The organism is Mesocricetibacter intestinalis (assembly GCF_004363295.1).
GTDB lineage: Bacteria > Pseudomonadota > Gammaproteobacteria > Enterobacterales > Pasteurellaceae > Mesocricetibacter > Mesocricetibacter intestinalis.
Map to the genome: position 1 here is coordinate 234,715 of NZ_SNYQ01000003.1, position 26,671 is coordinate 261,385.

The 26,671-nt window shown below is 44.3% G+C and carries 28 protein-coding genes; 16 read left to right on the forward strand and 12 right to left on the reverse strand.

What is annotated here, in order from left to right; translation table 11 throughout:
* Positions 1–59: 59 nt before the first annotated feature.
* Complete coding sequence (gene priA / locus EDC45_RS05670) at positions 60–2,264, reverse strand: primosomal protein N' (protein WP_133544342.1); 2,205 nt, start codon at positions 2,262–2,264, stop codon at positions 60–62.
* A 224-nt stretch (positions 2,265–2,488) separates the two neighbouring features.
* Here priA and rpmE point away from each other — a divergent pair, with 224 nt between their 5' ends.
* From rpmE to EDC45_RS05690, 4 genes are read left to right on the forward strand one after another with little or no spacing between them, the layout of a single operon-like run.
* Positions 2,489–2,704 (forward strand): 50S ribosomal protein L31, encoded by a 216-nt coding sequence (rpmE, locus tag EDC45_RS05675; protein WP_133544344.1) that lies wholly within the window; start codon positions 2,489–2,491, stop codon positions 2,702–2,704.
* 60 nt (positions 2,705–2,764) lie between these two features.
* Complete coding sequence (locus tag EDC45_RS05680; RefSeq protein ID WP_133544518.1) at positions 2,765–3,436, forward strand: glycosyltransferase family 25 protein; 672 nt, start codon at positions 2,765–2,767, stop codon at positions 3,434–3,436.
* A 1-nt stretch (position 3,437) separates the two neighbouring features.
* Complete coding sequence (locus EDC45_RS05685) at positions 3,438–4,475, forward strand: glycosyltransferase family 9 protein (protein WP_133544346.1); 1,038 nt, start codon at positions 3,438–3,440, stop codon at positions 4,473–4,475.
* Between the two features lies 1 nt (position 4,476).
* On the forward strand, positions 4,477–5,343 hold the full coding sequence (locus EDC45_RS05690; protein WP_133544348.1) for a hypothetical protein: 867 nt from the start codon (positions 4,477–4,479) through the stop codon (positions 5,341–5,343).
* Between the two features lie 56 nt (positions 5,344–5,399).
* On the opposite strand, the gene EDC45_RS05695 is transcribed toward EDC45_RS05690, so the two are convergent.
* Positions 5,400–6,176, reverse strand: a complete 777-nt coding sequence (locus EDC45_RS05695; RefSeq protein ID WP_133544350.1) for a M48 family metallopeptidase — start codon at positions 6,174–6,176, stop codon at positions 5,400–5,402.
* 212 nt (positions 6,177–6,388) lie between these two features.
* Here EDC45_RS05695 and EDC45_RS05700 point away from each other — a divergent pair, with 212 nt between their 5' ends.
* Positions 6,389–7,156 carry a glycosyltransferase family 2 protein gene (locus tag EDC45_RS05700; protein WP_133544352.1) on the forward strand — a complete coding sequence of 256 codons (768 nt, stop codon included), beginning with the start codon at positions 6,389–6,391 and terminating at the stop codon, positions 7,154–7,156.
* Positions 7,157–7,167: 11 nt separating this feature from the next.
* Here the strand turns inward: EDC45_RS05700 and EDC45_RS05705 are convergent, their stop codons facing one another.
* Entirely contained in the window at positions 7,168–8,205 is a 1,038-nt protein-coding gene (locus tag EDC45_RS05705; RefSeq protein ID WP_133544354.1) for a glycosyltransferase family 9 protein, read from the reverse strand.
* 306 nt (positions 8,206–8,511) lie between these two features.
* Between EDC45_RS05705 and rpsP the strand changes: the two genes are divergently transcribed.
* The 4 genes from rpsP (at position 8,512) to rplS (ending at position 10,536) form a co-directional block, all read left to right on the forward strand.
* On the forward strand, positions 8,512–8,760 hold the full coding sequence (gene rpsP, locus EDC45_RS05710; RefSeq protein WP_133544355.1) for a 30S ribosomal protein S16: 249 nt from the start codon (positions 8,512–8,514) through the stop codon (positions 8,758–8,760).
* A gap of 36 nt (positions 8,761–8,796) precedes the next feature.
* Positions 8,797–9,324 carry a ribosome maturation factor RimM gene (rimM, locus tag EDC45_RS05715; protein WP_133544357.1) on the forward strand — a complete coding sequence of 176 codons (528 nt, stop codon included), beginning with the start codon at positions 8,797–8,799 and terminating at the stop codon, positions 9,322–9,324.
* 85 nt (positions 9,325–9,409) lie between these two features.
* A complete protein-coding gene (gene trmD, locus EDC45_RS05720) occupies positions 9,410–10,150 on the forward strand; it encodes a tRNA (guanosine(37)-N1)-methyltransferase TrmD (RefSeq protein WP_133544359.1) in 741 nt (246 codons plus the stop codon).
* A gap of 35 nt (positions 10,151–10,185) precedes the next feature.
* Complete coding sequence (gene rplS, locus EDC45_RS05725; RefSeq protein ID WP_133544361.1) at positions 10,186–10,536, forward strand: 50S ribosomal protein L19; 351 nt, start codon at positions 10,186–10,188, stop codon at positions 10,534–10,536.
* A gap of 78 nt (positions 10,537–10,614) precedes the next feature.
* Here rplS and EDC45_RS05730 read toward each other — a convergent pair whose 3' ends face one another.
* The 3 genes from EDC45_RS05730 to EDC45_RS05740 all read right to left on the reverse strand — a co-directional run bounded on the left by EDC45_RS05730 (position 10,615) and on the right by EDC45_RS05740 (position 13,535).
* Complete coding sequence (locus EDC45_RS05730; RefSeq protein ID WP_133544363.1) at positions 10,615–11,499, reverse strand: DMT family transporter; 885 nt, start codon at positions 11,497–11,499, stop codon at positions 10,615–10,617.
* A gap of 68 nt (positions 11,500–11,567) precedes the next feature.
* Positions 11,568–12,752: a mannonate dehydratase gene (gene uxuA, locus EDC45_RS05735; protein WP_133544365.1), complete on the reverse strand. Its 1,185-nt coding sequence runs from the start codon at positions 12,750–12,752 to the stop codon at positions 11,568–11,570.
* A 27-nt stretch (positions 12,753–12,779) separates the two neighbouring features.
* Positions 12,780–13,535, reverse strand: coding sequence for an FCD domain-containing protein (locus EDC45_RS05740; protein ID WP_133544367.1), 756 nt, complete (start codon positions 13,533–13,535; stop codon positions 12,780–12,782).
* Between the two features lie 159 nt (positions 13,536–13,694).
* Here EDC45_RS05740 and EDC45_RS05745 point away from each other — a divergent pair, with 159 nt between their 5' ends.
* The 6 genes from EDC45_RS05745 to EDC45_RS05770 all read left to right on the forward strand — a co-directional run bounded on the left by EDC45_RS05745 (position 13,695) and on the right by EDC45_RS05770 (position 19,385).
* Complete coding sequence (locus EDC45_RS05745) at positions 13,695–14,723, forward strand: alcohol dehydrogenase catalytic domain-containing protein (RefSeq protein ID WP_133544520.1); 1,029 nt, start codon at positions 13,695–13,697, stop codon at positions 14,721–14,723.
* A gap of 35 nt (positions 14,724–14,758) precedes the next feature.
* Positions 14,759–15,745, forward strand: a complete 987-nt coding sequence (locus EDC45_RS05750) for a TRAP transporter substrate-binding protein (protein WP_133544369.1) — start codon at positions 14,759–14,761, stop codon at positions 15,743–15,745.
* Positions 15,746–15,809: 64 nt separating this feature from the next.
* On the forward strand, positions 15,810–16,277 hold the full coding sequence (locus EDC45_RS05755; protein WP_133544371.1) for a TRAP transporter small permease: 468 nt from the start codon (positions 15,810–15,812) through the stop codon (positions 16,275–16,277).
* A gap of 3 nt (positions 16,278–16,280) precedes the next feature.
* On the forward strand, positions 16,281–17,555 hold the full coding sequence (locus EDC45_RS05760; RefSeq protein ID WP_133544373.1) for a TRAP transporter large permease: 1,275 nt from the start codon (positions 16,281–16,283) through the stop codon (positions 17,553–17,555).
* Between the two features lie 29 nt (positions 17,556–17,584).
* On the forward strand, positions 17,585–18,430 hold the full coding sequence (locus EDC45_RS05765) for an SDR family oxidoreductase (RefSeq protein WP_133544375.1): 846 nt from the start codon (positions 17,585–17,587) through the stop codon (positions 18,428–18,430).
* A 1-nt stretch (position 18,431) separates the two neighbouring features.
* A complete protein-coding gene (locus EDC45_RS05770) occupies positions 18,432–19,385 on the forward strand; it encodes a sugar kinase (protein ID WP_133544377.1) in 954 nt (317 codons plus the stop codon).
* Positions 19,386–19,495: 110 nt separating this feature from the next.
* Here the strand turns inward: EDC45_RS05770 and aphA are convergent, their stop codons facing one another.
* The 3 genes from aphA to proC form a co-directional block, all read right to left on the reverse strand.
* Positions 19,496–20,227, reverse strand: coding sequence for an acid phosphatase AphA (gene aphA / locus EDC45_RS05775; RefSeq protein ID WP_133544378.1), 732 nt, complete (start codon positions 20,225–20,227; stop codon positions 19,496–19,498).
* Between the two features lie 126 nt (positions 20,228–20,353).
* Positions 20,354–21,511, reverse strand: coding sequence for a 3-phenylpropionate MFS transporter (locus EDC45_RS05780; RefSeq protein ID WP_133544380.1), 1,158 nt, complete (start codon positions 21,509–21,511; stop codon positions 20,354–20,356).
* Complete coding sequence (proC, locus tag EDC45_RS05785; RefSeq protein WP_133544382.1) at positions 21,511–22,326, reverse strand: pyrroline-5-carboxylate reductase; 816 nt, start codon at positions 22,324–22,326, stop codon at positions 21,511–21,513. The genes EDC45_RS05780 and proC overlap by 1 nt, the downstream gene beginning before the upstream one ends.
* 268 nt (positions 22,327–22,594) lie before the next feature.
* Between proC and rdgC the strand changes: the two genes are divergently transcribed.
* The gene (gene rdgC, locus EDC45_RS05790) at positions 22,595–23,503 is read left to right on the forward strand and encodes a recombination-associated protein RdgC (protein ID WP_133544384.1); all 909 of its coding nucleotides are present in this window, start codon (positions 22,595–22,597) and stop codon (positions 23,501–23,503) included.
* 153 nt (positions 23,504–23,656) lie between these two features.
* Here the strand turns inward: rdgC and hda are convergent, their stop codons facing one another.
* The 3 genes from hda to upp all read right to left on the reverse strand — a co-directional run bounded on the left by hda (position 23,657) and on the right by upp (position 26,462).
* Complete coding sequence (gene hda, locus EDC45_RS05795) at positions 23,657–24,355, reverse strand: DnaA regulatory inactivator Hda (protein ID WP_133544386.1); 699 nt, start codon at positions 24,353–24,355, stop codon at positions 23,657–23,659.
* A 188-nt stretch (positions 24,356–24,543) separates the two neighbouring features.
* Positions 24,544–25,791 (reverse strand): nucleobase:cation symporter-2 family protein, encoded by a 1,248-nt coding sequence (locus EDC45_RS05800; protein WP_133544388.1) that lies wholly within the window; start codon positions 25,789–25,791, stop codon positions 24,544–24,546.
* A gap of 44 nt (positions 25,792–25,835) precedes the next feature.
* Complete coding sequence (gene upp / locus EDC45_RS05805) at positions 25,836–26,462, reverse strand: uracil phosphoribosyltransferase (protein WP_133544390.1); 627 nt, start codon at positions 26,460–26,462, stop codon at positions 25,836–25,838.
* Positions 26,463–26,671: the final 209 nt, after the last annotated feature.

Genomic DNA, 26,671 nt, shown 5'->3' on the forward strand with positions numbered 1-26,671 from the left:
TTTAACGAATACAAAAATAGGCTAATTCTACTTAAGTTTAAACTTATTGACTAGCCTTTTTAACTCAGATCAAGAGGATCCACATCCAACGACCAACGCACCGAGGAAAATTTCGGTTCGAAATGGGATTGGAAATCTGTCAGCAAATGCTGTAACACGCCTTTTGAAGGATGTTGTAGCAACAATTGCCAACGAAACTGATCGGACTTTTTAGCCAAGGGAGCCGGCATCGGCCCCAGCACTTCCAACCCGCTAATATTTTTTTCCCTCTTAGATTGCAGAAAATAGTCCGCCAACTGCTGCAACATTTTCTCCCCATCGGCTTCGTTCCGGCTTCTGGCATGAAATAACGCCTGCGCACTAAAGGGCGGTAAGCCCATGCTCTGACGCTGAAGCAAAGCTTGACGGGCAAACGCCGGGTAGCCCTGTTGCAATAATAACTGCAGCAAAGGATGCTCTGGATAATGGGTCTGCAGAATAACTTCACCGGGTTTGCCCGCCCGTCCGGCTCGTCCGGCAACCTGTACATACAGCTGCGCTAAGCGTTCTTCGGCGCGAAAATCCAAAGAAAATAACGCACTGTCCACATTTACCAGCGCCACCAAGGTTACATCGGGGAAATGATGTCCCTTAGCCAGCATCTGAGTGCCGATCAAAATACGGCTTTTCCCTTGGCGGATATCGCTTAAATGCTGTTCCAAATGCCCTTTGCGCGCCGTAGTATCTCGATCGATGCGAGTAATCCCGAATTGTGGAAAGCGGCTACTCAGCATTTCTTCCAGCTGCTCGGTACCCAACCCGGTGGTGATCAAATGGGTTGAACCGCAATCCCGGCATTGCATCGGTACCCTATGTTGTCCGCCGCAATGATGGCAACGTAAAATCCGCTGATGATGGTAATAGGTGTAAGTCTTATCGCAATGGGGACAAGAGGCCATCCAACCGCATTCATGACAAAGTAGCACGGGAGCAAAACCGCGTCGGTTCAGAAATAACAATACCTGATTACCTTTTTCCAGATGCTCCCCCATTTTGCGCAATAAGGTTTCCGATAAACCTTTATGCACGAGGCGACCTTTCAAATCAATCAATTGATGGCTAAGGCGGCTTCCCGAACCGGCTCGTTGACTTAATACGAGATGGCGGTATTTCCCCCTAGCCACATTATGCAGGCTTTCCAGGCTGGGGGTCGCAGAGCCCATCAATACCGGAATATTCTGTTGTTTTGCATAGAGCACCGCCAAATCGCGGGCATGATAGCGCCAACCGCCCTCCTGCTGTTTAAAGGAAGGATCATGTTCTTCATCGATCACAATAAGCCCGAGGCGCTCAAAGGGGGTAAATAAAGCGGAGCGGGTACCTATCACAATTGCGCTTTGTCCGCTTCGTGCCCGTTGCCACACCTGTAAACGCTGAGTATCGTTTAATTCGGAGTGCAAGGCATCGACGGGCAAACTGAAACGGGCGCGAAAACGTTGTAAGGTCTGCGGCGTTAAACCGATTTCCGGCACTAATACCAATACCTGGCAACCTTTTTTTAAGGTTTCCTCGATGAGTTGCAGATAAATTTCTGTTTTCCCCGATCCCGTTACCCCTTCCAGCAGCCAGGCGGCAAATCCTTGATGAAAGATCAGCTGGCTTAAAGCCAGTGCCTGCTGCTTGTTTAAACTCAGACGTTCCCCCGGATTCACAATATTGGCCGCGGATTGGTGCCAGGGAATAATATCGGCTTCTTCAATAACTTCCTGTACCCAATCTTTCGACTTTAATTTGGCCCAAATTGAAGTTGCAAAGGTGTTATTACCTTTTTCCAACGGTGCCTGACAAAGGGCTTGCAACGCCTCTTGTTGTTTTTTCATACGGCTGAGTTCGCCGCCGCTCAGTGCCTGCCGGCCAAGTGCGGTTATTTTCCATAAGATTTTCGTTTGTTCCGCCGCACTTTCCCCGCGCCGCAATCTGCTAGGCAAGGCGGAAAAAAGCACTTCGCCCAGCGGCGCCTGATAATATCCCGCCGCCCAATTCAACATATGCCACATTTCCGTAGCGAACAGACTCTGTTGATCCAGAACGACGGACAGCTGCTTCAGTTGCGAAGGTTCCACTTCGCTGACGGCGGGAAAATCTACCAGAATACCGATTTTCTGCTGCCTGCCGAAAGGTACCCTTACCCGAGCGCCCAGCGGAGGGCGTCGTTGCCCTGCAGGCAACAGGTAATCAAATAAGCGCATCAACGGCAGCGCCAATGCGACGCGAACAAGCTGCATAACCAAATCCCTGAAAAACACCAATAAAAGACGGAAACCCGTATGTCTACCGCCCGAAAACAAGCCTGTATTATAACCGTAATTCAGGCTTGAATAATCCGTTTTTTTCGGTATAATTTGCGGTCTTAAATATAAACGTGCCGTTACAGCGGCGTAATATTAATCACATGCGGTGTCGGGTGAAACAGTCCTGATAGCGGCGTGGCTTCAAATTGAGGTTTCCTATGAAAAAAGGTATTCATCCTGAATATGCAGAAATTACCGCAACCTGCTCTTGCGGTAACGTGATCAAAACCCGCTCAACTGTGGGTAAAGACATCAGTCTGGACGTATGTGGCAAATGCCATCCGTTCTATACCGGTAAACAGCGCGTCGTAGATACCGGCGGCCGAGTAGAACGTTTCAATAAACGTTTCAACATTCCTGGTGCGAAAAAATAATTTGAATGTTAGCTTTTAACCCCTGCCATTGCGGGGGTTAATTATATGCGGAGCCGAACCATGTCGTTGCCACCGATTTTTATTATCAGCCTGAAAGACTCCCCGCGCAGAGAAACTATTGCTCTGCGTATGCAGGGGCTAAATATTCCCTTTCAGTTTTTTGATGCCGTCAACGGAGGAGAACTGAGCGAGGAACAGCTAAATAATGTGGATTACCATTTTTATCCGCAGCGTTATGCCGCCAGACATCCGCTCCGACGGGGAGAAATCGGCTGTGCGTTAAGCCATATCGGTGTGTATGAACATATTGTTCAAAACAAGATTAACGAGGCGATTATTCTGGAAGACGATGCCATTGTTTCACATTATTTCGAACGTATTGTAACCGATGCGCTGCGCAAGGTTCCTGCCCGCAAGCAGATTATTCACTTTTATCACGGTAAAGCTAAATTCTGGCCGCTAAAACGTAAACTGGTCGAAGGCTATCATTTAGTACGTTATCGCTATCCGTCCAAACATTCTAAACGCACTATTACTAGCACAACGGCCTATTATCTTACCTTGGACGGTGCTAAATTACTGCTGAAACATGCCTATCCGCTAAGAATGCCATCGGATTTTTTAACCGGAGCGATTCAAATGACCGGTATTCGTGCCTATGGTGTAGAACCACCTTGTATTTTTCTCAGTTCGGACGCATCAGAAATAGACGCCATAGAACAGCGCAGTTAATATGAGTATCAAACAAAAATTACGTCGGATTCGTCTTTCTATCGGAAAATATTTTCTTGACAGAGGAACACCGCCCCTTGAAATAACCACCCCGCCAGGTAAGATTTTATTTTTACGCCATGATGGTAAAATCGGGGATTATATCGTCAGCTCCTTTGTTTTCCGAGAAATCAAAAAACAATATCCGGACAGCCATATCGGTGTCGTCTGTACGGAAAAAAACGCATATCTTTTCGAAGCCAATCCTTATATTGATCAATTGCACCTACTCAAAAAACGCAGCATTATTTCGATGGTAAAGTGCGGTCTGAATTTAGGCAGATTTTTTCATTATGATGCCGTTATCGATCCGACGGTTCTGCTGCGTAATCGCGACCTATTATTGTTACGCCTGATAAAGGCGCCACTAAACATTGGTTATCTGAAAAAAGATTATAAAATTTTCAATAAAAATATTACCGATGCAGACTTACATTTTTCCGAAGTCTATACCCGAGCATTGCAATTATCCGGTTTTAACAAAATAGATAACACTTATGATATTCCTTACCGACAAGATAGCGCTCAGCGGGTGAAAGAGTTTTTGGCTAAAAACCAATTATCTGAATTTATCGCTCTTAATTGTTACGGGCAAGGTTCGGCACGCCGCTTTAATCCGGAGAAAATTACCGCTTTGCTGCATTATCTGAATGCACATACACAAAAGCCCGTCCTACTACTAAGTTATCCGGAAGTCAGTAAAAACTTAAGCGCCCTTGCCGCCCCTTTCAAAGGGGTTATTATCGATACTGAAATGACGACGATTTTTGACTGCATCGAATATATCAGAGAGTGCGATTTATTAATTTCACCGGATACGGCAACAATTCATATTGCCGTCGGTTTAAATAAGCCGCTTATCGGTTTTTATAGTGAAGATCAGGAAAACTTCAAACACTGGCATCCGAACAGTAAAAATACCACTCATATTCTGCGTTACCGACAAACGATCAATGAAATCAAACCTGAACAGATAAAACCTGAATGGCTGGAGAATTGATATGAATCTGCTGCTATTAGCATTCGGAGCGCAAGCGGAAAACCATTATCAGGCAAACTTCGCCATCCTCAGTTTCCTTAAGGATCCGCTGATTAAGCGAGTAATTATAGTTACCGACCGTTCCGATTTTTATACCTTTCTGGCGGAGCGGGTGGAATTTATTCATATAGATGCGCAAACATTGCGCGAATGGCAGGGAGAGAGCGGATTCTTCTGGCGAATAAAAATTAAAGCCTTAGAACGAGCGCAACAATGCTATCCGACGCAACATCTGCTCTATATCGACAGCGATACCTTTCTGGCCGGATCAATAGCGCCGCTGTACCGTCATTTACAACGGGGCGGCGGCTTAATGCATAAACGCGAATGCGCCTTGGGAGATAAAACCGATAAAACCTTGCGCAATATGTACCGCAGTTTACAAGGCTCTCGGCTTGCCGGCCTGGATATCGGAGCGCAAAGTACCATGTGGAATGCCGGAGTTATAGCTCTGCCGGCGGATAAAGCCAAAGAGACTATCGCTCTGGCACTACGATTATGCGATGAAATTTGTACCACCGACTGCCCACGACGTTTGGTCGAGCAGTTTGCTTTTTCCCTCGCCCTGGAACATAGCATGGAGTTACAACCCTGCACCGAAATTATCGGGCATTATTGGGGAAATAAAGGCGAATGGAATAAACTTATTACGGAATTTTTAGTTAATGCCCGGCTTAAAGACCTGTCTCTGTCTCAATGTATCGCGCAGCTCGGAGAATTTAACTGGCGACAGCTGCCGCTACATAAAAAACAACGCAGTACCAACGCCAGACTGAAAGCTTTTATCGATCGTTGCTTTAAAGACAAAAATATTCAATATTTTCCATAAGGAAGGGGCCTCGGCCCCTTTCCTATTACTCTATCAGCATTTTTTCCAGCGTTTTTTCAGCGTTTTTTACTGCCATTATACAGTTCCAGTGCTTGCGGCATCAGGCGCTGCAGATTTTCCTGACGGGATTCATCACTCGGATGGGTGGAAGATAATGAAGCCAGCACGCCCTGCGAACCGCCGGAAGCTTTTCTCATTTTTTCCCATAATTTAGGTGCGGCCTCGGGATTATAGCCGGCCTTTGCCATCAGCATAAGCCCCACTTCATCGGCTTCTGTTTCTGCACTGCGCGAATAAGGTTTGTCCAGCGCCCAATCTTTAGTTATGCCCACCAATAAACCGCTGGCATCGGTACCGACCTGGGTAGCCAGTGCGATACTTGCCACCTGAGCGAGAATATTGGTGGCGGTGCCTACATTGGCTTTTTTCTTACCATGCTCTTCCAGTGCGTGCGCCATTTCATGTCCCATAACTACGGCGATTTCATCATCGGAAAGCTTTAAGGTATCCACCAATCCGGTATAAAACATCATTTTTCCTCCCGGCATTGCCCAGGCATTTAACTCGCGACTTTGGACAACGGCGATCTGCCAGTTGAAAGACTGGCCCGTTTTATTTTCCTGATTGGCATAAGGGCGCATGCGGTTAAATACATTGTGGATCCGTTTTGCCGTAGCCGAAGAGGTATCCAGAACCCCCTGATATTTCGCTTTATTCAGTGTTTGCATATAACTTGAGGCGGCCTGTCGATTTATCTCTTCACTGGAAGCGCACCCCCCCAAATATAATAATGCTAAACAGAGAACTAAAAATTTCCACGTTATTTTCAACATATAGATCATCCCCGCAGTCAGACGGATACAAAAATTCCTTTTAAAACAACCGCCCCCTCGGGAGGCGACAATATCGGTTTCGAGCATATTAGCTTTGCGCTGAAAGCGCAATACTTTTTCCATAACTTTCTGTGTTAAAATAGCGCCCTGAGTGAGATTGTCGCTCGGCTAAAAGCTCGGAACTCTCAATTAAAGTATAAAAGGAATAGAATATGCCGACCATCAGTGTTGCGATGATTGTAAAAAATGAAGCCCGCGATCTTGCCCTATGTCTGGATACGGTAAAAGACTGGGTCAACGAAATTATTATTCTGGATAGCGGAAGCAGCGATGAAACGGAATCTATCGCTCTCAGTTACGGCGCGAAATTCTATCGCAATACCCATTGGCAGGGATTCGGCAAGCAACGTCAACTGGCGCAACAATACGTCAGCGGCGATTATGTTCTTTGGCTTGATGCGGACGAGCGGGTCAGCCCGGCATTGCGCGAATCTATTTTACAGGCGGTCGCTCAGGATCGAGCCGATACGCTATATCAGCTACCGCGCTTAAGCGAAGTATTCGGGCGTAAAATTTATCATTCCGGTTGGTATCCCGACTATGTTACGCGCCTATATCCTACAAAGCTCGCCCGCTACGGCGACGAGTTGGTACATGAAAAAGTACATTACCCGGCCGGTGCGGAAGTAAAAAAACTAAGCGGCGATCTGTTGCATTATACCTACAAAGATATTCATCATTACCTGGTAAAATCCGCCGCTTATGCCAAAGCCTGGGCGGAGCAACGGCATGCTCAGGGAAAAAGTGCCGGCCTTGCGGAAGGCGTATTCCATGGACTCGGCTGCTTTGTCAAAATGTATCTGTTGAAAGGCGGTTTTTTAGACGGTAAACAGGGATTTTTACTGGCTTTACTGTCCGCCCACTCCACCTTTGTCAAATATGCGGATTTATGGCTTAGAACCCTTGTGCAAAAAAACTAGGGGTTCCTATATCAGCAGGAGGAATCCCAGTGGCGACGGATAAAAGGAATAATCTGAAGCATGGCTTCATCAATCTTAATCAGCGTTAAATTCTTTTCCGTAGCCTTGCCTTCCGGCGGCATAAAAGCAATATGTCGCCCCTTTTCGTTAATCGGCCGCCAACGGCGAGGAAGTGCGGATAAACGGCTCGGATAAAAACCCACAGTAGGAATATTCAATGCGCCGCTCAGGTGCAACGGGCCTGTCGAGCCGGACATAAATAAATCCGCACAAGCCAATGAATGCGCAAAATCCACCAATCCCTGGTTCTTATCATAAACCCTCGCCTGTTTACCTTGCAGCAACCCGGCTAACTGATGGACTTTTTCGCTTTCATTCGGGCCGGCGGTTAAAATTACCTCGCAATCAAAAACATCAGTAATCCCCTCAATTAAATCGGCATATTGCCGCAAGGATAAATTATTGGCTGAGCCGCCCGAACCGCTATGTACAAATAACCATTTTTTCTGCATCGACAGCGCCAAACTTTCAGCTAAAAAAACTTTCTGTTTTTCCACCGCACTTGGGGCGAAGGTCAGATAAGGCGGGGCCGGTTCAACCGCCGACAGATGCTGATCGGCTAAGAATGCGCGCGCCAGATCCAGATTATATTCGAATTCGGCTTTTGCCGATTGAGAGCGACGCTGTGTCAGGCGATGATTATATAAAAACTGAATCAGTTTGGTTGCCGGCGCCAAACGGTAAGGAATCGCGCTTTTCCAGGTCAGCTTGGCATTATAAACATCTGAAACAAAGCTAATTACGCCGTCAAAATTTCGGCCCTTAATTTCGTTCAAGACCTGCTGAAAAGCCACCTTATCCTTTTTGTCTTTAGCATCAATGATAACCTCGTCCAGGTAGGGACAAATTTCTGCCAGCGGCGCCGTATATTCAGGCACTAAAGCGGTCAGTTTTAAGGTGGGGGCGGACTGCTTCAACAAAGCGAAAGCCGGCCAGGCCAGCATAAAATCGCCTAATTTATCATTCCGGATTACAAGCAGCTTTTGCATAGATGATCATATCCTTAAGGGGCTATTAATAATTTGTCCTATATTTTAGCAAAAAATCCTGCCGCGCAAATATATGCAAGCATCTTGTTAAATAACAAGCGTCCTTTTGTTGCACCAATTGTTGCGCAAAATACTTTTCCGCAGAAAAGCCTTGAACCCGCGCCGCACACAACGAAACGGCTTGCTTTTTTCCTTGAAAAGAGTAAAATTCATCGGCTTTTTGTCTATATATACAGAGAAAAAAGTAAGCATTCCTGCACCTTCGATGTAGGTTTTCTTTTATTATTAAATAATTAGAGGAAGGTTATGGTAACCATTCGTTTATCTCGTGGCGGAGCTAAAAAACGCCCATTTTATCAAATCGTTGTGGCAGACAGCCGTTCACCGCGCGATGGTCGCTTTATTGAGCGTGTTGGCTTCTTCAACCCGTTAGCTACAGGCAAAGCCGAACGTATTCGTTTGGACTTAGACCGTATCAACGCATGGGTGGAAAAAGGCGCGTCCCTGTCCGACCGTGTTGCGAGTTTGGTAAAAGAATCTCAAAAAGCGGCTTAATCGCCCTTTATATAAATAACCGGTCAGGTGAATAAAATGAATCAGCAAAGCATTGAAGTGGTCGGCAAACTCGGCTCAACTTACGGAATTCGCGGTTGGTTACGTCTTTATTCATCCACCGAACAAGCGGAAAGCATCTTTAGCTATCAACCTTGGTTTTTAAAGATCAAGGGCTGTTGGCAGGCAACAGAGCTGGAAAGCTGGCGCCATCATAATCACGAGTTAATCGTGAAGCTGAAAAACGTCGATACCCGTGAGGCGGCTCAACTCCTCACCAATACCGAAATCGGCGTGGATCTGTCCGTTTTCCCAAAACTGGAAGAAGGTGATTATTACTGGCACGATTTAATCGGCTGCCGAGTAGTGAATCTTCAGGGCTATGATATGGGAACAGTTACGGAAATGATGGAAACAGGTTCCAATGATGTACTGGTTGTGCGTGCAAGTGCAAAAGACGCTTTCGGCAAACAAGAACGTTTAATCCCGTTCTTACATGAACAAGTAGTTAAAAGAGTAGATCTCACCGCCAAAATTATTGAGGTGGATTGGGACGCCGGTTTCTAATCTCAGGTATGCAAGAAGGCTTTAGTCTTAGCATTTCGGCAATACGAAAGGTATAATACCCTCGCGTTAAATAAGGTTGATAACAATGTATATAGGCATAATCACCCTATTTCCCGAAATGTTTAAAGCTGTTACGGAATTTGGGGTAACAGGACGGGCAGTAAAACAAAATCTTCTGCAGGTGCGCTGCTGGAATCCGCGGGATTTCACCCATGACAAGCATAAAAATGTCGATGATCGCCCTTATGGCGGCGGTCCCGGTATGCTGATGATGGTACAACCCTTGCGTGATGCCATCCGAGCGGCGAAAGCAGATGCAGGAGAAGGCGTAAAGGTAATATATCTTTCGCCACAGGGACGTAAACTCGACCAATCCGGCGTACGGGAATTAGCCGTTAACCAGAAGCTGATTCTGGTCTGCGGACGTTACGAAGGCATTGACGAACGATTGATTCAAACTGAAATCGACGAAGAATGGTCAATCGGAGATTACGTACTGACGGGCGGCGAACTGGCGGCGATGACATTGATCGATGCCGTTTCACGCTTCGTTCCGGGAGTATTGGGCAAACAGGCGTCCGCCGAAGAAGATTCTTTCGCCGACGGCTTGTTGGATTGCCCTCATTATACCCGGCCTGAAATACTGGACGGTTTAACTGTACCCAGCGTGCTGATGTCTGGTAACCATGAAGAAATCCGCAAATGGCGGTTACGGCAATCACTTGAACGTACATGGTTAAGACGCCCTGAGCTACTGGAAAACCTAGCTCTGACTGACGAACAAAGCAAACTGTTAAAGCGGATAAAAGCCGAATCTAACAGTTAATCAGTTAAATCTAGGATCTATTAAAAGGTAAAAAAATGAGCAACATCATTAAACAACTTGAACAAGAACAATTGAAACAAAACGTCCCTGCATTTCGTCCGGGAGACACTTTAGAAGTTAAAGTATGGGTTGTTGAAGGTAGTAAAAGACGTTTGCAGGCGTTCGAAGGCGTGGTTATTGCAATTCGTAACCGCGGTCTGCATTCAGCTTTCACTTTACGTAAAATCTCAAACGGTGTAGGCGTTGAGCGCGTATTCCAGACGCATTCTCCGATTATCGACAGCATCACGGTTAAACGTAAAGGTGCGGTACGTAAAGCGAAACTTTACTACTTACGTGAGCGTTCAGGTAAATCTGCTCGTATCAAAGAGCGCTTGGGCGAATAATCTCCGGATTATTACCAATGAAAAAGACTTGGCTTGCCAAGTCTTTTTTATTGCTCGCATCAAAGAAGATTTAACATTCTATCCCCGGATTTTCTTTCTGCCGGACAAGGACTGCAAACGATAAATAATCAGTGCGGAAAGAATCAGACCACAGCCGATAAATTTATCTAAGCTCAAGCTTTCGCTGAAAAACAGCACGCTGACAATCAATGTCCATACGGGTTCCAACACCATCAACATTGCTGCCGTCGTAATATTACAACGTTTTTGGCCGGCAGTCTGCAACCAGTAACGCAGATTGGTGGCGATTAGAGTACTGGCCCAAAACCACCCCCACACTTGCACCGAAACATGTTCGGGCCAGGTTTCAAACAGCAGAGAGTAACCGCTACATAAGCTTCCGACAATAAAAAACTGAATAACAATTAACGCCAATGTGGCAATATTTTTTGCATACTGATTATTCAGTACAAAATATAATGCTGCAGATAAGGAAGAAAGCAGAAAAATCAGGCTACCAACAGAAAAAGACGGCCCGGAGGCTCCACTTGCCATCGCCAGAAAATACAGTCCGAACAAGGCGATGGGCATAGATAACCAAAAACATAAAAGCGGTTTATGTTTAAACAGCAACCATGAAACCAACGGGGCGATTAACATCGATAAACTGACCAGAAAGGCGCCTTCGCCAAAATCATTACTATATGTAATGCCCAGCACCCATAAAAACAAATTCAGTGCCAGCGCACTACCGACGCTGGCAGCACATAAAAATTGTCGACTATCGATAGCACGTAATTGCCCATATGCCGGTAACAGGAAAATTAACCCGGCCAATAAAAAGCGCAACCCCATAAATCCGACGGGCGGTAACTCGGCAATTGCATTTTTAGACAGAAACCAGCCCGATGCGCCGATAAGCGTAACCATAACCATCAAAAGCTGGCCATAATATTTATCCATTATTCCTCTCCGCTTAACGGCAGAAAGGGAACCGTCCGGTTCCCTTAGCATATTAAACTACCTTTGACTTAATGATTAAAATAAACTTTTTTCAGCGCCAATTCCAGCCCTCTGAATTCCGCCAGCCCTTTTAGACGGCCGATAGCAGAATACCCCGGATTTGTCTTCTTATGCAAATCATCCAACATTTGATGACCGTGATCCGGGCGCATCGGAATCCGGCGCAGATCCCCTTCGCCTTTACGGCGATATTCTTCCGTTAACAAGGCCTTAACCACATTAAACATATCCACATCCCCTTCCAAATGAGCGGCTTCATGGAAGCTTAGCGGATTCTCCTCCCGGCAGGTGGAACGCAAATGTGCAAAATAAATGCGTTTGGAAAATTTTTCCGTCATCTGCACTAAATCATTATCGGAACGCACGCCGTACGAACCGGTACACATAGTAAATCCGTTCGCTACAGAAGGTTCCGTTTCCACAAACCATTGCATATCTTCAATGGTAGATACGACACGAGGCAATCCCAAAATCGGGCGCGGCGGATCATCGGGATGAACGGCCATTCGAATCCCCACTTCCTCTGCCACCGGCATAACCTGATTTAAGAAAAAAGCCAAATGTTGTCTAAAGCGTTCCGGGGTAATATCCCGGTAACGGTCTAGTTGCCCCTGGAATTCGGCTAGAGTATATCCCTCTTCAGCCCCAGGCAAACCGGCGATGATATTATTGGTCAGCTGATGAATTTCCTGTTCGCTCATCTTATCGAAATACTGCTTAGCCTCCGCTTTTTCCGTATCGGAATAGGCTTCTTGCGCTCCCGGACGCTTTAAAATATACAGTTCGAATGCAGCGAAAGCCGTCTGATCAAAACGTAGCGCTTTGGAACCGTCCGGCAACTGGTATGCCAAATCAGTCCTGGTCCAGTCTAATACCGGCATAAAGTTATAACATACGGTGTCTATACCGCATTTGGCCAAATTACGTAAGGTTTGCTGATAATTTTCAATCCATTGCAAATAACGCCCGCTCTGCGTTTTAATTTCTTCATGTACCGGAACGCTCTCCACCACAGACCAAACCAATCCGGCCGATTCCACTTCCTTCTTACGCTTTTCAATTTCTTCCACCGTCCAGACTTCACCGTTCGGGATATGATGAAGTGCGGTAACCACCCCCGTCGCCCCGGCCTGTCGGATATCTGATAAAGAAACGGGATCATTAGGTCCGTACCAACGCCATGTTTGTTCCATGATATTTTCTCCTAGTTGTTATAAGTATCAGATACCTACAACAACAGGATTAGTATTGAATAGGTATCCGTCGAATTTCGGATCTTCTACATCGGAAAGCTCAAATAGCTTAATTTTCACGTTTTCTAAATGCTGCCATACCATTTTTTTAGCTAATGCGGGATCTTTTCGCTGTATCGCCAATAAGATATTTTCATGATCCTTTATCCACAAATGATGGTAGTCATTTTTCAAAATTCGAGCATGGAGCTGGGCCCACATCGCGCTATTAAAACGATAAGTCCATAAATCATGCTGTATTTTTATTAAAACGTCGTTTTGTGTTATTTCAGCCAAGCAAAGATGAAAATCCCGATCAGCACTATAGTCGTCCGCATTTTCATGTAATAATTTTTGTTCTTGCGCTAATATTTTTTTAAGTTTGGCAATATCGTTTTTCGTCGCTAACTGTGCGGCAAACTCCGCAATGCTGCTTTCCAGAAGCTGCCGGGCCTGTAATAATTCAAAAGGCCCCACATCGGAAAGATTGCTATCCGGCTGTTTCTTAGCTCGTTCTTCCGGCAATTGAATAACATAAACCCCAGAACCTTTTTTAACTTTTACAAGGTTCTCCACCTCTAGCATAACTATAGCTTCTCTCACTATCGTTCTACTGACTGCAAATTTTTCCGATATTTCTCGTTCTGTCGGTAACCTATCACCGATCTTATATTTTCCCTGAGCAATATCCTTTTTTAAGAACTCTCCTATTTTTATATAGGTTCTATGCGCTATATTATCCATAAAACACCTCAATTGGCATCCCAATTTTACAAAAATCGTGATCAATTTCACAAAAATGAATTTTTGGCATACCTATTTTACAATAATTAACCTAAAATGCGAACCATAGTAGCAAAAACCAGATGATTCATGAAGACAAATACCGCCAGTGAGGTAAAAATGCAAGCGAAAATTAACAGCATATACTTATCCAAACCGGGAGAAGTAAGCATAAAATCCGTAGATTATCCCCTCAAAAAAGAAAATGAGGTTCTGATAAAAGTGGAATCCATGGGAATCTGCGGATCAGATATTGGTGCTTATCGCGGTACCAATCCTCTAGTAACATACCCTCGTATCTTAGGACACGAAATTGTTGGAACAATATTAGAAACTGGAATCGGAATACCAAAAAATATAAATATCGGAGATCGCGTTATTGTTGATCCCTATATTTATTGTGGTTCCTGTTACCCTTGCAGTATAGGTAAAACAAACTGTTGCGAAAAATTGCAAGTTATCGGGGTACATACTAACGGCGGGATGCAGCAAGTCATTACGCATCCGGCCCGACTTATCACTAAAGTACCCTCAAATATTCCGCTTAATAATTTACCTTTAGCAGAACCGCTCACTATCGCTCTCCATGCCTTACACCGAACTAAAGTAAAAGAAGGAGAACATGTAGTCATTATCGGAGCCGGAGCCATTGGTTTGATGGCGGCGCTTTCCGCCTATATTTATAAAGCGATTCCGATTTTAATTGATGTTTTAGATCAGCGCTTAGACTATGCTCATTCTATCGGAATCAAAAATATAATTAATCCGAACAATGAAAATGCCGAAGAAAAAATTAAACAGATAACCAAAGGACGTATGGCCGAAGTAGTGATTGAGGCTTCCGGAGCAAATATTTCAATTCAAAATACATTGAAATATGCCTCTTTCGCAGGCCGTATAGCTTTAACCGGATGGCCAAAAACAGAAACGCCTTTACCAACCAACCTTATTACATTTAAAGAATTGAATATTTATGGTTCAAGAACAAGTAAAGGAGAGTTTGAGGAAGCATTAAACTTAATTTCCGAAGGGAAAATAAATGCGGATAATATAATCAGCAAAACGATTTCATTCGATGAAATTCCATTTTATATCAAGGAGTTATCAGAACATCCTGAAAAACATCTAAAAATAAACGCAATATTTTAAGCAAAAATATTAAATTAAACCAAAGGAGATCAGCCATGAAAAAGAAAAATATATTCATCAAATGTTTAATTGCATCATCATTACTAATCAGCTTACCTTCTTTTGCAAAAACAATAATAAAGTTAGGTCATTATAACTCCGATACTCATTCATCTCATATTGCCTTAACGGAGTATTTCAAAAAAACCATTGAAGAAAAAACAGAGGGTAGATATGAAATAAGAATCTTCCCTAATAATCAACTTGGCGGTGAAGATCAAATCGTTAACGGTTTAAGAAACGGAACAATAGAAGCGGGTATAACCGGATTATTATTGCAAAATGTGGATCCTATCTTCGGCGTATGGGAATGGCCATATTTATTTAAAAATAATGAAGAAGCCAAAAAAGTATTTGATGCTCCTATAGCAACGGAGATAGGTACTAAAATGGAAAAATATGGTATCAAATTGCTGGCTTACGGCATGAATGGATTCAGAGTAATCTCTTCAAATAAAAAAATTGAACAATTTTCTGATTTTAAAGGATTACGCTTAAGAGTACCTCTCAATTCTCTATTCGTAGATTGGGCAAAATCCATGAATATCAATGCACAGAGTATGCCTCTTAGCGAAGTATTTACCGCACTTGAACAAAAAGTAATAGACGGACAAGAAAATCCATATGCTTTAATCAAAGAATCAGGCTTATATGAAGTACAAAAATATATCGTTCAAACCAATCATATTTTCTCACCGGGCCTATTGCAAATCAGTTTAAAAGCTTGGAATAAGATCTCCGATGAAGATAAAAAAGTGTTTGAACAAGCGGCTAAATTGTATCAGGAAAAACAATGGGAACTTGCAATTAAATCTGAGCAAGAAGTTAAAAAGTTCCTCTCTGACAATGGAAAAGAAATCATTATACCTGATGAAAAATTCCAAAGTGAGATGTTAAACGCTTCCAAAACATTATATGAGAATTTTTATAAAAAATACTCTTGGGGAGAAGATATTATAAATAAAATAAACAATGCCAAATAACATAATTAGACACACCTTTATATTATAAAGGTGTGTCTAATTTATAGAATAGCAAGGATATATTATGAAGCTGTTAAATGTACTTGATAAAACATTAAAACTATTATCAATACTTGCATTAATAAGCATGATCGCTCTTGTATTTTTTAATGCGGTTTTAAGGTATTTCTTTGATTCAGGAATAGCATGGTCAGAGGAATTTGCCAGAATCTGTTTTGTATATATGATTTTCTTTGGAATAATCCTTGTAGCCAGAGATAAAGGGCATCTTACTGTAGATATTCTAATCTCGAACGTACCGGATAAAACCAAAAGAATCTTAACGATATTATCTGATTTGTTAATCTTAATTGCGATGTCATTTGTATCTTACGGAGCATTTCTCCTTATAGAATTAACCTATAGCCAACAAATGCCGGCAACGGGAATATCCGCATCATTTTTATATATAGCCGCAATTATATCATCTGTAACTTATTTTATTATGACGGCTTTTGATATATATAAAAATATTAAATCCACAGGAGAGTAAAAAATGATATGGTTATTCTTAATTAGCTTATTTACCTTATTATTTATCGGCGTCCCTGTTGCTATATCAATGTTATTAAGTGCGGCAATTATGCTATTAACACTCGATATGTTCGATGTACAACTAATTACGGAAAATTTTGTAATGGGAACGAATAATTTCCCCCTTATGGCAATACCTTTTTTTATGCTAACGGGAGAAATAATGAAACATGGAGGAATATCGGAAAGAATTATTAATTTTGCCATGAGTATGGTCGGCCATATCAAGGGAGGGCTGGGTTACGTAGCTATAATATCAGGCTTAATATTTGCCGGTCTTTCCGGCTCGGCTGTCGCCGATACCGCCGCCTTAGGCGCTATTTTGATCCCTATGATGGTCGCCAAAAAATACGATGCAGCCAGATCAACCGGGTTAATCTGTTCCGCCGGTATAATTTCTGTGGTTATTCCACCTAGCATACCTATGATTATTTACGGTATAACTGCAGGCGCATCTATTACTAAGTTATTTATGGGAGGCGTTGTACCTGGACTATTAATGACAATAGGATTATGGATAGTTTGGAAAATTTTATATCGCAATGAAGAAAAAAATATTGTTGAAAAACAGTCTGCTAAACAAAGATTAATTGCATTTAAAGGTGCATTCCTACCGTTGTTATTGCCCGTAATTATTATTGTGGGTTTAAGAGGAGGCATATTCACCCCAACGGAAGCCGGTGTTGTCGCTTCATTATATGCCGCTGCAATAAGTATTCTATATAAAAGTCTCAATTATCAAAAAGTTGTAGAAATATTTATAAACACTATAAAAACAACCTCTATGGTGATGTTTGTTGCGGCAGCGGCGATGATTTCCGCCTTCGCAATTACAGTTGCTCAAATTCCTATGGAATTAGTTGAAATAATTAAAGGAATAACTAATGATAAAACAATATTAATGATTGTTATTATGGTTTTCCTATTATTAGTCGGTTGTGTCATGGATCTGATTCCGGCCGTACTTATCTTTGTTCCCGTATTACTTCCCGTACTACGAGCCTACCAAATAGATATTGCATATTTCGGCATAATGATGGTCATTAATTTATCCATCGGCTTAATAACCCCTCCTGTCGGAACGGTGCTTTATGTGGGATCGGGAATAGCTAAATTGGGCATAGGAAAACTATCTAAAGGTATTCTGCCATTTTTAGGTCTATATTTTATTCTATTATTTATACTTGCCTTATTCCCTGAAATTATTATTACCCCAATGAATTGGCTCTCAAGATAATATCTAATCCGATTAAATAAGGAGAAATAATGCAAATCTCATTAAATCATGACTTTTCAGATAAAGTCATTATTATCACCGGCGCAGGCGGGATATTATGCGGTTTTTTAGCCAAACAGCTGGCGAAGACAAAAGCCAAAATAGCCTTACTTGATATCAATTTTTATGCGGCGGAAGCATTTGCCCAGGAAATCAATAATGCCGGCGGTAGGGCAAAAGCCTATCAAACCAGTGTACTCGATTTATCCAGTATTCAAGCGAGCAGAGATGAAATAGCCGCAGATTTCGGTACTTGCGATATATTGATAAACGGTGCCGGAGGCAATAATCCGCAGGCCACTACCGATAATGAATTTCATGAATACGAGCTACCGGAAAACACCAAATCATTTTTCGACCTTAATCAAGATGGAGTGGAATTCGTCTTTAACCTTAATTACCTAGGCACATTATTGCCGACTCAGGTTTTTGCCAAAGATATGCTCGGAAAACAAGGCAGCAGCATCATTAATATTTCCAGTATGAATGCCTTTACGCCGCTGACTAAAATTCCGGCATATTCCGGCGCCAAAGCGGCAGTGAGTAATTTCACCCAATGGCTTGCCGTACATTTTTCCCATGTGGGAATCCGTTGTAACGCTATCGCCCCGGGTTTCTTAGTCAGCAACCAAAACCGCACCCTATTATTCAATCCAGACGGTTCTCCAACAGCGCGCGCCAATAAGATCCTGACCAATACTCCAATGGGTCGCTTCGGTAATGCGGAAGAACTGGTCGGAGCGATTTTATTTTTAATTGACGAGCGTTACTCCGCCTTTGTTAACGGTGTTGTCTTACCTATAGACGGTGGTTTCTCGGCCTACAGCGGAGTATAAAATGAAAAAGCTGTCAATTATCGGCGAATGTATGATTGAGCTAAACGGCGAGCCTTTTGGGGAAATGCGACAAAGCTACGGCGGGGATACGCTGAATACCGCAACCTATCTGGCTCGTGTCAGCCCGCCGGAAAAAATTGAGGTCGGTTATATTTCAGTACTGGGTACCGATCCGCTTAGCCGGGAAATGCAGAAACGCTGGCGGGAGGAAGGAATCCGTACCGACGGCGTTTTGTCCGATAATGCGCGCTATCCCGGACTCTATCTTATTCAGCTGGACTCCCGGGGGGAACGTACCTTCCTTTACTGGCGCAATCAATCCGCCGCCCGCTATCTGTTACGCCATCCGGACTACGCTAAGGCGTGCGAATATCTGTCTGACAGCGATATGATCTACCTGAGCGGTATTTCTCTGGCAATCTTACCGGATCAGGATAGGTATTTGTTAATAAATCAACTGGAAAAACTGGCAAAACAAGGAGTAAAAATCGCCTTTGACAGTAATTACCGCCCGGGATTATGGGAATCCGAACAAAAAACTCGTGAAATTTATACCGCACTTTATCCGTTGCTTAGTCTGGCATTAGTTACTTTTGATGATGAACAGGCATTATGGCGAGATAAAGAGGTATCGACGACGATGCAACGCCTAAATGCGGCCGGTGTTAAAGAAATCGTCGTAAAACAAGGAAAGTGCGGTGCTTTTTTTCATGATTTTTCCGGACAACAGGGGCATATTACCACCGAGCCGGTCAGCAATCCGGTGGATACCACCTCGGCCGGCGATGCCTTTAATGCCGGATTCCTAAACGGTTACTTACAAAATAAATCCCTATCCCAGTGTTGCCGCCAGGGAAACAGGCTGGCGGCGGAAGTTATTCGACATAAAGGTGCGATTATTGATAAACGGGCGACCCAACATTTTCTGGCAGAATTTAATTGTGCCAATCAATAGCGCGGGAATATCAAAATATTCAATCAACCGCTCCCCTATCTCCGCATAATTAACAACACCGCCTTAACGGCGGTGCTGAACTTATTTTTTCTTCCCTTTAATACTTCCGATTAATAAGAAGAATCCGCAACCACTTCTTCACCGTATCCGCCGTTCAAAGGTAACGGACGGTTAGTACTTACCGCCGGACGAATCACGCGAATAGCACGGACTCCGGCTTCACGGGCGGCAAGAATATCATCATTACTGTCGCCGTAATGAATACTCACCTTATGTTTTACTATAAAAGCGGTTTTATCATATTTGTAAGGGGCCTGCGGCGTATCCCGAGTATAATTCACCGGCTGCATATTTTTAATTTTAAAGGCGGATTCCAAAATCCGTCCCAGTTGATCAATTTTATCCGGCTCATTATCAATATGCGGAGTACGACCGGTAATAAAAATCACCTGATCCCCGCGAGCCTGATGCATATCAATAAGCTTTCGGGTGGACTGCTTAGGAATAGAATATTTGTCGCAACCGTCAGCCAGAAAATTCCAGTAGGCCTGATTATGTAAATAATCATAACTATTAGGTGAAAAAGTTTTCTGACCGTAGTAAAAACACTGGGAAGAAACCAAGGTGGTATCATCAATATCAAAACTCACGGTAATCGGCCCTTTACCCTGCAAATCCCGCTCAATAGTTTCCGCCGTAACCCAATTCACGGCAGAGGCGTTCTGAGCATCCAGCGCCGTTATTCCTGCATGATCATATTCAACTTTCGGCCCCTTAGCCGATGCGCCGAAACCAACAACGGAAAGCGCAACCGCAAGTGCGGTATATTTAAGCAATGTCATAGTTTTTCCTCTTAATCAATCGAATTAAAGCCGCAGCAAACTTGCCGCAGCCGCTTGAATTCCAGTGCGCAAATCTCCTATCCTCGGCAACCTAAGAAGCGAATCTCCGCTTTTGAGGCAATAAAACTAACCCTGATTAATTAAAAACCCTTTGATTTTCGGCGGAATAATCAATAATGCCGAAGCGGAAACCGCAGCCATGGTCCAGAATGCCGCAGAAGGAGAAAGGGCAAAAATCGCACCGCCCAAGGCGGTAAACAGAGCAACAGCGGCACAGGTTGCAAAACCGTTATATAGTCCCTGCAGTTTTACCATGGTATGCTGCGGGCGAGTGGTGATATAACGCATCACCGCATAATGGCACAGCGCATAACTCAAGCTATGCAAGGTTTGAAAGCAAGCGATCAGCCACAGGCTCTCGCCGTAACCGAATACCAACCAGCGTACGCAGGTTGCCGCCGCAGATAAATACAATAATGCGCTAACTCGCCAATGTTTAAACAGTTTTGTGGAAAAGAAAAATAATAGAATTTCCGCCACTACGCTCAGCCCCCACAGCAAGCTGGTACTTTGTACTGAAAAACCGAGCTCGGTCCAGTAAATCACGCTATAACCGTAATAAACCGCATGTGAACCCTGAATCAGCGAAGCTGCAATCAGCAAACGTAACACCACCGGATCTTTCAATAAGCTGAAAAATCCGCCCGTACTTTGAGCAGCATGGTTTTCATCCGCCGGCAATATGGCGGGGGTCGGTACTTGCAATAAGCTGTACAAAAATAAAAGAGCGGTCAAAATCCAGACAATATTTTGTTCGCCGAATATGCCTATGGCGTTACCGAATAGGGTAACGCCAACTACAAAAGCGGCGGAGCCGATTAAACGTACCTTGCCGTAATCCAGACCAATTTGTCGTTGCCAGGTGGTGGCAAGGGTATCCCCTAGGGGAATACCCACAGAATTCACCATAGCAAACAGCATAATCACCGGTAGTAACAGATAAATCTGTTGTGCCGAAAGGCCGATAATCACCATCAGCAAGGCACTGAGCAGAGCAAAAATTCTTAATCCGGCAGGCAAATGGGCGGCCTTTTTCACCAAGGCGGCAAAATAAATTCCGCCGATAAAACGAAAAACATAGGATAATGCCAGAATCAACCCGATTAACTCTTCACCGTACTGCAAGGATTTCAACCAAACCGGAAAAAAGGGAACAAAAACGCCATAAGCACAAAAATAACCGAAAAAGCTTAAAGCCATCCAGGTAAAAGGAGATATGCGCATCAGAACAATTTTTCCATTTCCTGTGAACGGGCGATACAGGCTGCCATGGCCTGTTTTACCATATCATCAAGCCCGCAACGGTTAAACACCGCCAAGGCCGCCGCCGTAGTGCCGCCTTTTGAGGTTACGTTTTCACGCAACAGAGATAAGGAGATCTGCGGATTCTGCTCCGCCATTTTAGCCGCACCTAATGCGGACTGCTGAACCAACAAGCGCGCCATATTCTCATCAATACCAGAATCCATCAACATAAGCTGCATCGCTTCCATAAATGCAAAAAAGTATGCCGGGCTGGAACCGGAGGCCGCCGTGATCTTATGCATATCGGACTCCTGCGCCAGCCAACAGGTTTTTCCTACCGCCGCCAGTAAAGCTTCGGCAAAATCTTTTAAATCCTGCGCCAGCGAAGGTGCGGCAAATAACCCCGACATTCCGGCGGAAACCAGAGCCGGTGTATTCGGCATCACTCGGACAATATTAGCCGCCGAAGGTAATAAATCATGCAGCCTTTGTAGCGAGATAGCGGCGGCGATGGAAATCAACAACTTATGGCTGAAATCCACCGCCTGTAACGGCAAACAGACAGCCTCCATCATCTGCGGTTTTACCGCTAGCAGGACAACTTCCGCTCGGATTGCCGCCTCAATATTATTATCGGAAACCATTATCCCTCGGGCGGCAAAAATATCACGCCGGGAAGGATTAGGATCGCAAACCATCAGTTTATGGGCCGGATATCCCTGTTGTAACAGTCCGAATATAATGGCCTGCGCCATATTACCGCCGCCGATAAAAGTGATGAATTTATGCTGCATAACGCCCCTCTCGTCCTAATCTCCCATTGCCCGAGCCTATACTCGGCCGCCCTTTTTAATCAGGGCATTTTACTCCCTTTAAGCGGGAATTGATAGCATAGCGCCTCGCTGCAAAAGCAATAGAATAAGAGAAGATCCGCAAGTGCGGTGTTTTTTCAGCGGATTTTTTCTACCTAAGGTTTGCTGCAAGTTATGCGGATTCCGTATCCGAATTAAGGTACAATACAGTCCGGCATAAATTTACTCGTTTACATCACAAGGAGCAGAAATGTATTGGTTTAAAAACGCCATGATTTACCGCCTGACCAAAACCCTGGACTGGGCGCCCGACGCCCTGCAGCAAAAACTGGCGTCATGCGCTTATCATCCCTGCAATCAGTCGGATATGAGCAAATTTGGTTGGAATGCGCCTTTACGCGGCTCAGAATTATTGTATTTTACGGTAGGAAAGCAGATTTTATTGTTGGCTCATAAAGAAGAAAAAATCTTACCGGCCCATGTGGTTAAACGCGAACTGGAAAACCGTATCCATCAATTGGAACAGAAAGAAAACCGCAAACTGAAAAAAACCGAAAAACAGGCGCTGAAAGAAGATGTAATTTCCGTCCTACTGCCGCGAGCATTCAGCAAAAATCAGCAAACCGCCCTCTGGATCGACGGTGAAAATAACCTGATTTATGTGGATGCAGCTTCGGCCAAACGAGCGGAAGAAGCGCTGGGATTATTGCGTAAATCCCTCGGTTCCCTGCCTGTCGTTCCTCTGGCTTTCGCTACGGAACCTAGCGCAGTAATGACAAACTGGTTAAAAGAACAAAATATTCCCGCCTGGCTGACCCCTTTGGAAGAAGCAGAACTGCGCAGCACAGAAGACAAAGGCATTATCCGCTGTAAACAGCAGGCATTGGACAGCGACGAAATTTTCTCGCATCTGCAAGCGGGCAAAATCGTTACCAAGCTGGCGCTGGACTGGGACGAACACCTAAGCTTTCTTCTCGCCGAAGACGGCAGCCTAAAACGGCTAAAATTCGCCGATATGATCCGAGAAAAAAACGATGATATTTTGAAAGAGGATTTTGCCCAGCGCTTTGATGCGGATTTCGTATTGATGAGCGGAGAACTGTCGAAACTAACCGAGAATCTGCTGGATACCTTCGGCGGAGAAAAACAGCGCTTATGATTTTACCCTTTTTCGTGATTATCGGGAACGTCGTACCGGCGTTCCCGCCCGGGGAGTAAAATTCCCTTTTTATCGCTCTCGGCCAGACCTTGAAAAAAGCGCACTCTGCCGCAACGAATATTTAAGCGCATTCTTGTGCAAGCGCTGTTCCTGTTATAATCCCAGAGTTTCCTTTACAAAGGGAATTGTCAACTTACGCTGCGCCTGCAAAGAGGCTTTATCCAGCCGCAACAGTGCCTCAAACAGGGTTTTCATATCCCGCTTCAGGCGTTTAAGCAGAAAGCTCGCCGTTTCATCGGGCAACTCGATACCCCGTCGGCGGGCGTCCTGTTGTAAGGCCCGAATTTTTTGCTCGTCATTCAATTCATGCAGCTGATAAATCTCGCCCCACATTAAGCGCGAGGCTAAATCCGGCAATTCTACGGGTAAGGCATGAGGTGATTGCAGCGCACTGATCAGCAATAGGGTACGGCCTCCCTCTTTGATACGGTTAAATAAATCGAAAATAGCAATTTCCCATTCCGGCTGACCGACCACCGCCTGTAAATCGTCCAGACATACGGCGTCTTGGCGCTCCAGATTTTCCAGTACTGCGGGAGAAAAATAACGGGATTTACTCAGAGGGACATAAATGGCGGGGCGCCCTTCCGTCAACACCCGGTTAGAAATGGCTTTGAGCAAATGGCTTTTACCACAGCTTCTCGTGCCCCAGAGATAAAAAAACTGTTGTTCGGTTTTTTCCAGATTTTTAAGTAAAGAAGCGAGCAGCAAACTGTTGCCGCCGACAAAAAAATTATCAAGACTATCGTCATCAATTTGATGAATAGGTAACGGAAGTTGGTTATCTAACAAAAAAATATCCTGAAGTCTGCATTAAAATAGCCACGCCTTTAGCGTGCGGCTTTGATATTCAAAAAAACCGTTTGATTTCCACCGCACTTTCCCCCTATCAGCGCCTTATCTGAGAATGAATAGAGGACGGTTTCGAATATAGCCGAAAAAATCGGGCTTAAAAAGCACTAAGCCCGATTTTTTATTAATTATTCTTCAATAACTTGATTCTTCGCTTTCGGCAAAATCAAATTCAATATAATGGCAACCACGGCACACAGGCTGATGCCTTTTAATGAAATTTCACCGAAATTCACGAACATTCCGCCGATACCGAATGTCATGACCACGGAAATAATACACAGATTACGCGCTTCGGTAACATCCACCTTGCCGCGAATCAAGGTACTCATTCCGACTACGGCAATAGAGCCGAATACCAGCATCATAATTCCGCCCATAACAATGGTCGGAATAGTGGATAAAAAAGCGCCGACTTTACCGCAGAAGGAAATGGCAATGGCCCAAATCGCCGCCCAGGTCATAATATTCGGGTTGAAATTACGGGTCAGCATCACCGCACCGGTAACCTCCGCATAGGTGGTATTCGGCGGCCCGCCGATCAATGAAGCCGCCGCCGTCGCTACGCCGTCCCCCAACAAGGTACGATGCAGGCCCGGTTTTTTAATAAAATCTTTCCCGGTTACGGAACTGATCGCCATAATTCCGCCGACGTGCTCCACTGCCGGCGCAATGGCTATGGGCAGCAGATAGAGAATCGCTTCCAACTTAAATTCCGGTACGGTAAATTGCGGCAGGCTGAACCAAGGAGCGTCCAGTACCGGTTGGAAATCAATCACTCCTAACCACAGACACAGTATATAACCGACGGCAATGCCGAACATAATTGGAATCAGCTTCATCATGCCTTTGGAAAATACGGCAACGATCAGGGTGGTAATTAACGTAACCATGGATACCAACACCGCATCGTTATACGAATAAGCGCTGTTTTTTCCCAGTGCCATATCTACCGCCACCGGAGCAAGCCCCATGCCGATAATAATAATCACCGGCCCGACCACCACCGGCGGAAAAATACGCTGCAGAGCTTCGGCGCCGCGTAATTTCACCAATAGGCTTAAAGCCACATATACCAAACCGGCAAAGGCCAGTCCGCCCATGGTTACCGCAACGCCCCAGGTTGCCACGCCGTACTGAATCGGCGCAATAAAGGCAAAAGAAGAGGCTAAAAAAATAGGAACCTGCTTACCCGTACAAAGTTGGAAAAGTAAGGTTCCTATCCCCGCCGTTAACAAGGCGGTATTGGCGTCCAGTCCCGTAATCAGAGGAACCAGAACCAACGCCCCGAAGGCTACAAATAACATCTGTAAGCCGACAAAGGCTTGTTTTACGCTGCTTTGCGCCTGAGTCGGCGCCTGTGTCTGTGTTGTCATTTTAAGTTTTAACTCGCTGATTAAATTAACTTGAAAAATTACGCTTATTTAGTACCGAAAATTTTATCGCCCGCGTCGCCTAAACCCGGAATAATATAGCCGTTTTCATTTAAATGGCTATCTACGGAAGCGGTATATACTTCAATATCCGGATGAGCTTTTTCCAGAGCTTTAATCCCTTCCGGCGCCGCAACCAAAATCAGAACTTTAATTTGTTTGCAGCCTTTTTGTTTTAACAAATCTATGGTGGCAATCATCGAACCGCCGGTGGCCAACATAGGATCCACAACAATAGCTAAGCGCTCTTCCAGATCACTGGCCAGTTTTTGGAAATAAGGCACGGGCTCCAGGGTTTCTTCATCACGATACATTCCCACAACGCTGATACGCGCACTCGGAATATGTTCCAAAACGCCGTCCATCATACCTAAACCCGCACGTAAAATAGGTACTACGGTAACTTTTTTGCCCTTAATCCGCTCCACTTCCGCTGGACCGCACCAACCTTCGATCGTTACGGTTTCCGTTTCCAAATCCGAGGTGGCTTCGTAAGTCAGCAAACTGCCCACTTCCGTTGCCAATTCGCGAAACGCTTTAGTGCTAACGTCGGCGGCACGCATTAAGCCTAATTTATGTTTCACCAAAGGGTGTTTAACTTCGACAAGTTTCATAGTCTATTCCTTTTCTTTGTTATTTTCGGACAAATCGTGGAATTTTAGAACGAAAGAAAATTATGTTCAATAAAGTACGGGGATTTTTTATAAATTGTCGGCGTTCTGTCAAAATAAGCGGATAATTTCGACACAACAATATGGCGAAAATATACATAAAGTTTTAATCTATGCATATTATCCCTTCAGCGAATGACAACATAGCGACA

Bases quoted from the DNA above. Each gene is read 5' to 3' on its own strand.
- EDC45_RS05745 (WP_133544520.1), top strand. From the start codon at position 13,695: ATGCAAGCGAAAATTAACAGCATATACTTATCCAAACCGGGAGAAGTA.
- uxuA (WP_133544365.1), bottom strand. From the start codon at position 12,752: ATGGAACAAACATGGCGTTGGTACGGACCTAATGATCCCGTTTCTTTA.
- EDC45_RS05780 (WP_133544380.1), bottom strand. From the start codon at position 21,511: ATGCGCATATCTCCTTTTACCTGGATGGCTTTAAGCTTTTTCGGTTAT.
- EDC45_RS05755 (WP_133544371.1), top strand. From the start codon at position 15,810: ATGAAGCTGTTAAATGTACTTGATAAAACATTAAAACTATTATCAATA.
- priA (WP_133544342.1), bottom strand. From the start codon at position 2,264: ATGCAGCTTGTTCGCGTCGCATTGGCGCTGCCGTTGATGCGCTTATTT.
- EDC45_RS05695 (WP_133544350.1), bottom strand. From the start codon at position 6,176: ATGTTGAAAATAACGTGGAAATTTTTAGTTCTCTGTTTAGCATTATTA.
- EDC45_RS05740 (WP_133544367.1), bottom strand. From the start codon at position 13,535: ATGGATAATATAGCGCATAGAACCTATATAAAAATAGGAGAGTTCTTA.
- EDC45_RS05690 (WP_133544348.1), top strand. From the start codon at position 4,477: ATGAATCTGCTGCTATTAGCATTCGGAGCGCAAGCGGAAAACCATTAT.
- rplS (WP_133544361.1), top strand. From the start codon at position 10,186: ATGAGCAACATCATTAAACAACTTGAACAAGAACAATTGAAACAAAAC.
- EDC45_RS05685 (WP_133544346.1), top strand. From the start codon at position 3,438: ATGAGTATCAAACAAAAATTACGTCGGATTCGTCTTTCTATCGGAAAA.
- rimM (WP_133544357.1), top strand. From the start codon at position 8,797: ATGAATCAGCAAAGCATTGAAGTGGTCGGCAAACTCGGCTCAACTTAC.
- EDC45_RS05730 (WP_133544363.1), bottom strand. From the start codon at position 11,499: ATGGATAAATATTATGGCCAGCTTTTGATGGTTATGGTTACGCTTATC.
- upp (WP_133544390.1), bottom strand. From the start codon at position 26,462: ATGAAACTTGTCGAAGTTAAACACCCTTTGGTGAAACATAAATTAGGC.
- EDC45_RS05700 (WP_133544352.1), top strand. From the start codon at position 6,389: ATGCCGACCATCAGTGTTGCGATGATTGTAAAAAATGAAGCCCGCGAT.
- EDC45_RS05750 (WP_133544369.1), top strand. From the start codon at position 14,759: ATGAAAAAGAAAAATATATTCATCAAATGTTTAATTGCATCATCATTA.
- rdgC (WP_133544384.1), top strand. From the start codon at position 22,595: ATGTATTGGTTTAAAAACGCCATGATTTACCGCCTGACCAAAACCCTG.
- aphA (WP_133544378.1), bottom strand. From the start codon at position 20,227: ATGACATTGCTTAAATATACCGCACTTGCGGTTGCGCTTTCCGTTGTT.
- EDC45_RS05760 (WP_133544373.1), top strand. From the start codon at position 16,281: ATGATATGGTTATTCTTAATTAGCTTATTTACCTTATTATTTATCGGC.
- rpmE (WP_133544344.1), top strand. From the start codon at position 2,489: ATGAAAAAAGGTATTCATCCTGAATATGCAGAAATTACCGCAACCTGC.
- EDC45_RS05705 (WP_133544354.1), bottom strand. From the start codon at position 8,205: ATGCAAAAGCTGCTTGTAATCCGGAATGATAAATTAGGCGATTTTATG.
- proC (WP_133544382.1), bottom strand. From the start codon at position 22,326: ATGCAGCATAAATTCATCACTTTTATCGGCGGCGGTAATATGGCGCAG.
- EDC45_RS05765 (WP_133544375.1), top strand. From the start codon at position 17,585: ATGCAAATCTCATTAAATCATGACTTTTCAGATAAAGTCATTATTATC.
- trmD (WP_133544359.1), top strand. From the start codon at position 9,410: ATGTATATAGGCATAATCACCCTATTTCCCGAAATGTTTAAAGCTGTT.
- EDC45_RS05770 (WP_133544377.1), top strand. From the start codon at position 18,432: ATGAAAAAGCTGTCAATTATCGGCGAATGTATGATTGAGCTAAACGGC.
- rpsP (WP_133544355.1), top strand. From the start codon at position 8,512: ATGGTAACCATTCGTTTATCTCGTGGCGGAGCTAAAAAACGCCCATTT.
- EDC45_RS05800 (WP_133544388.1), bottom strand. From the start codon at position 25,791: ATGACAACACAGACACAGGCGCCGACTCAGGCGCAAAGCAGCGTAAAA.
- EDC45_RS05680 (WP_133544518.1), top strand. From the start codon at position 2,765: ATGTCGTTGCCACCGATTTTTATTATCAGCCTGAAAGACTCCCCGCGC.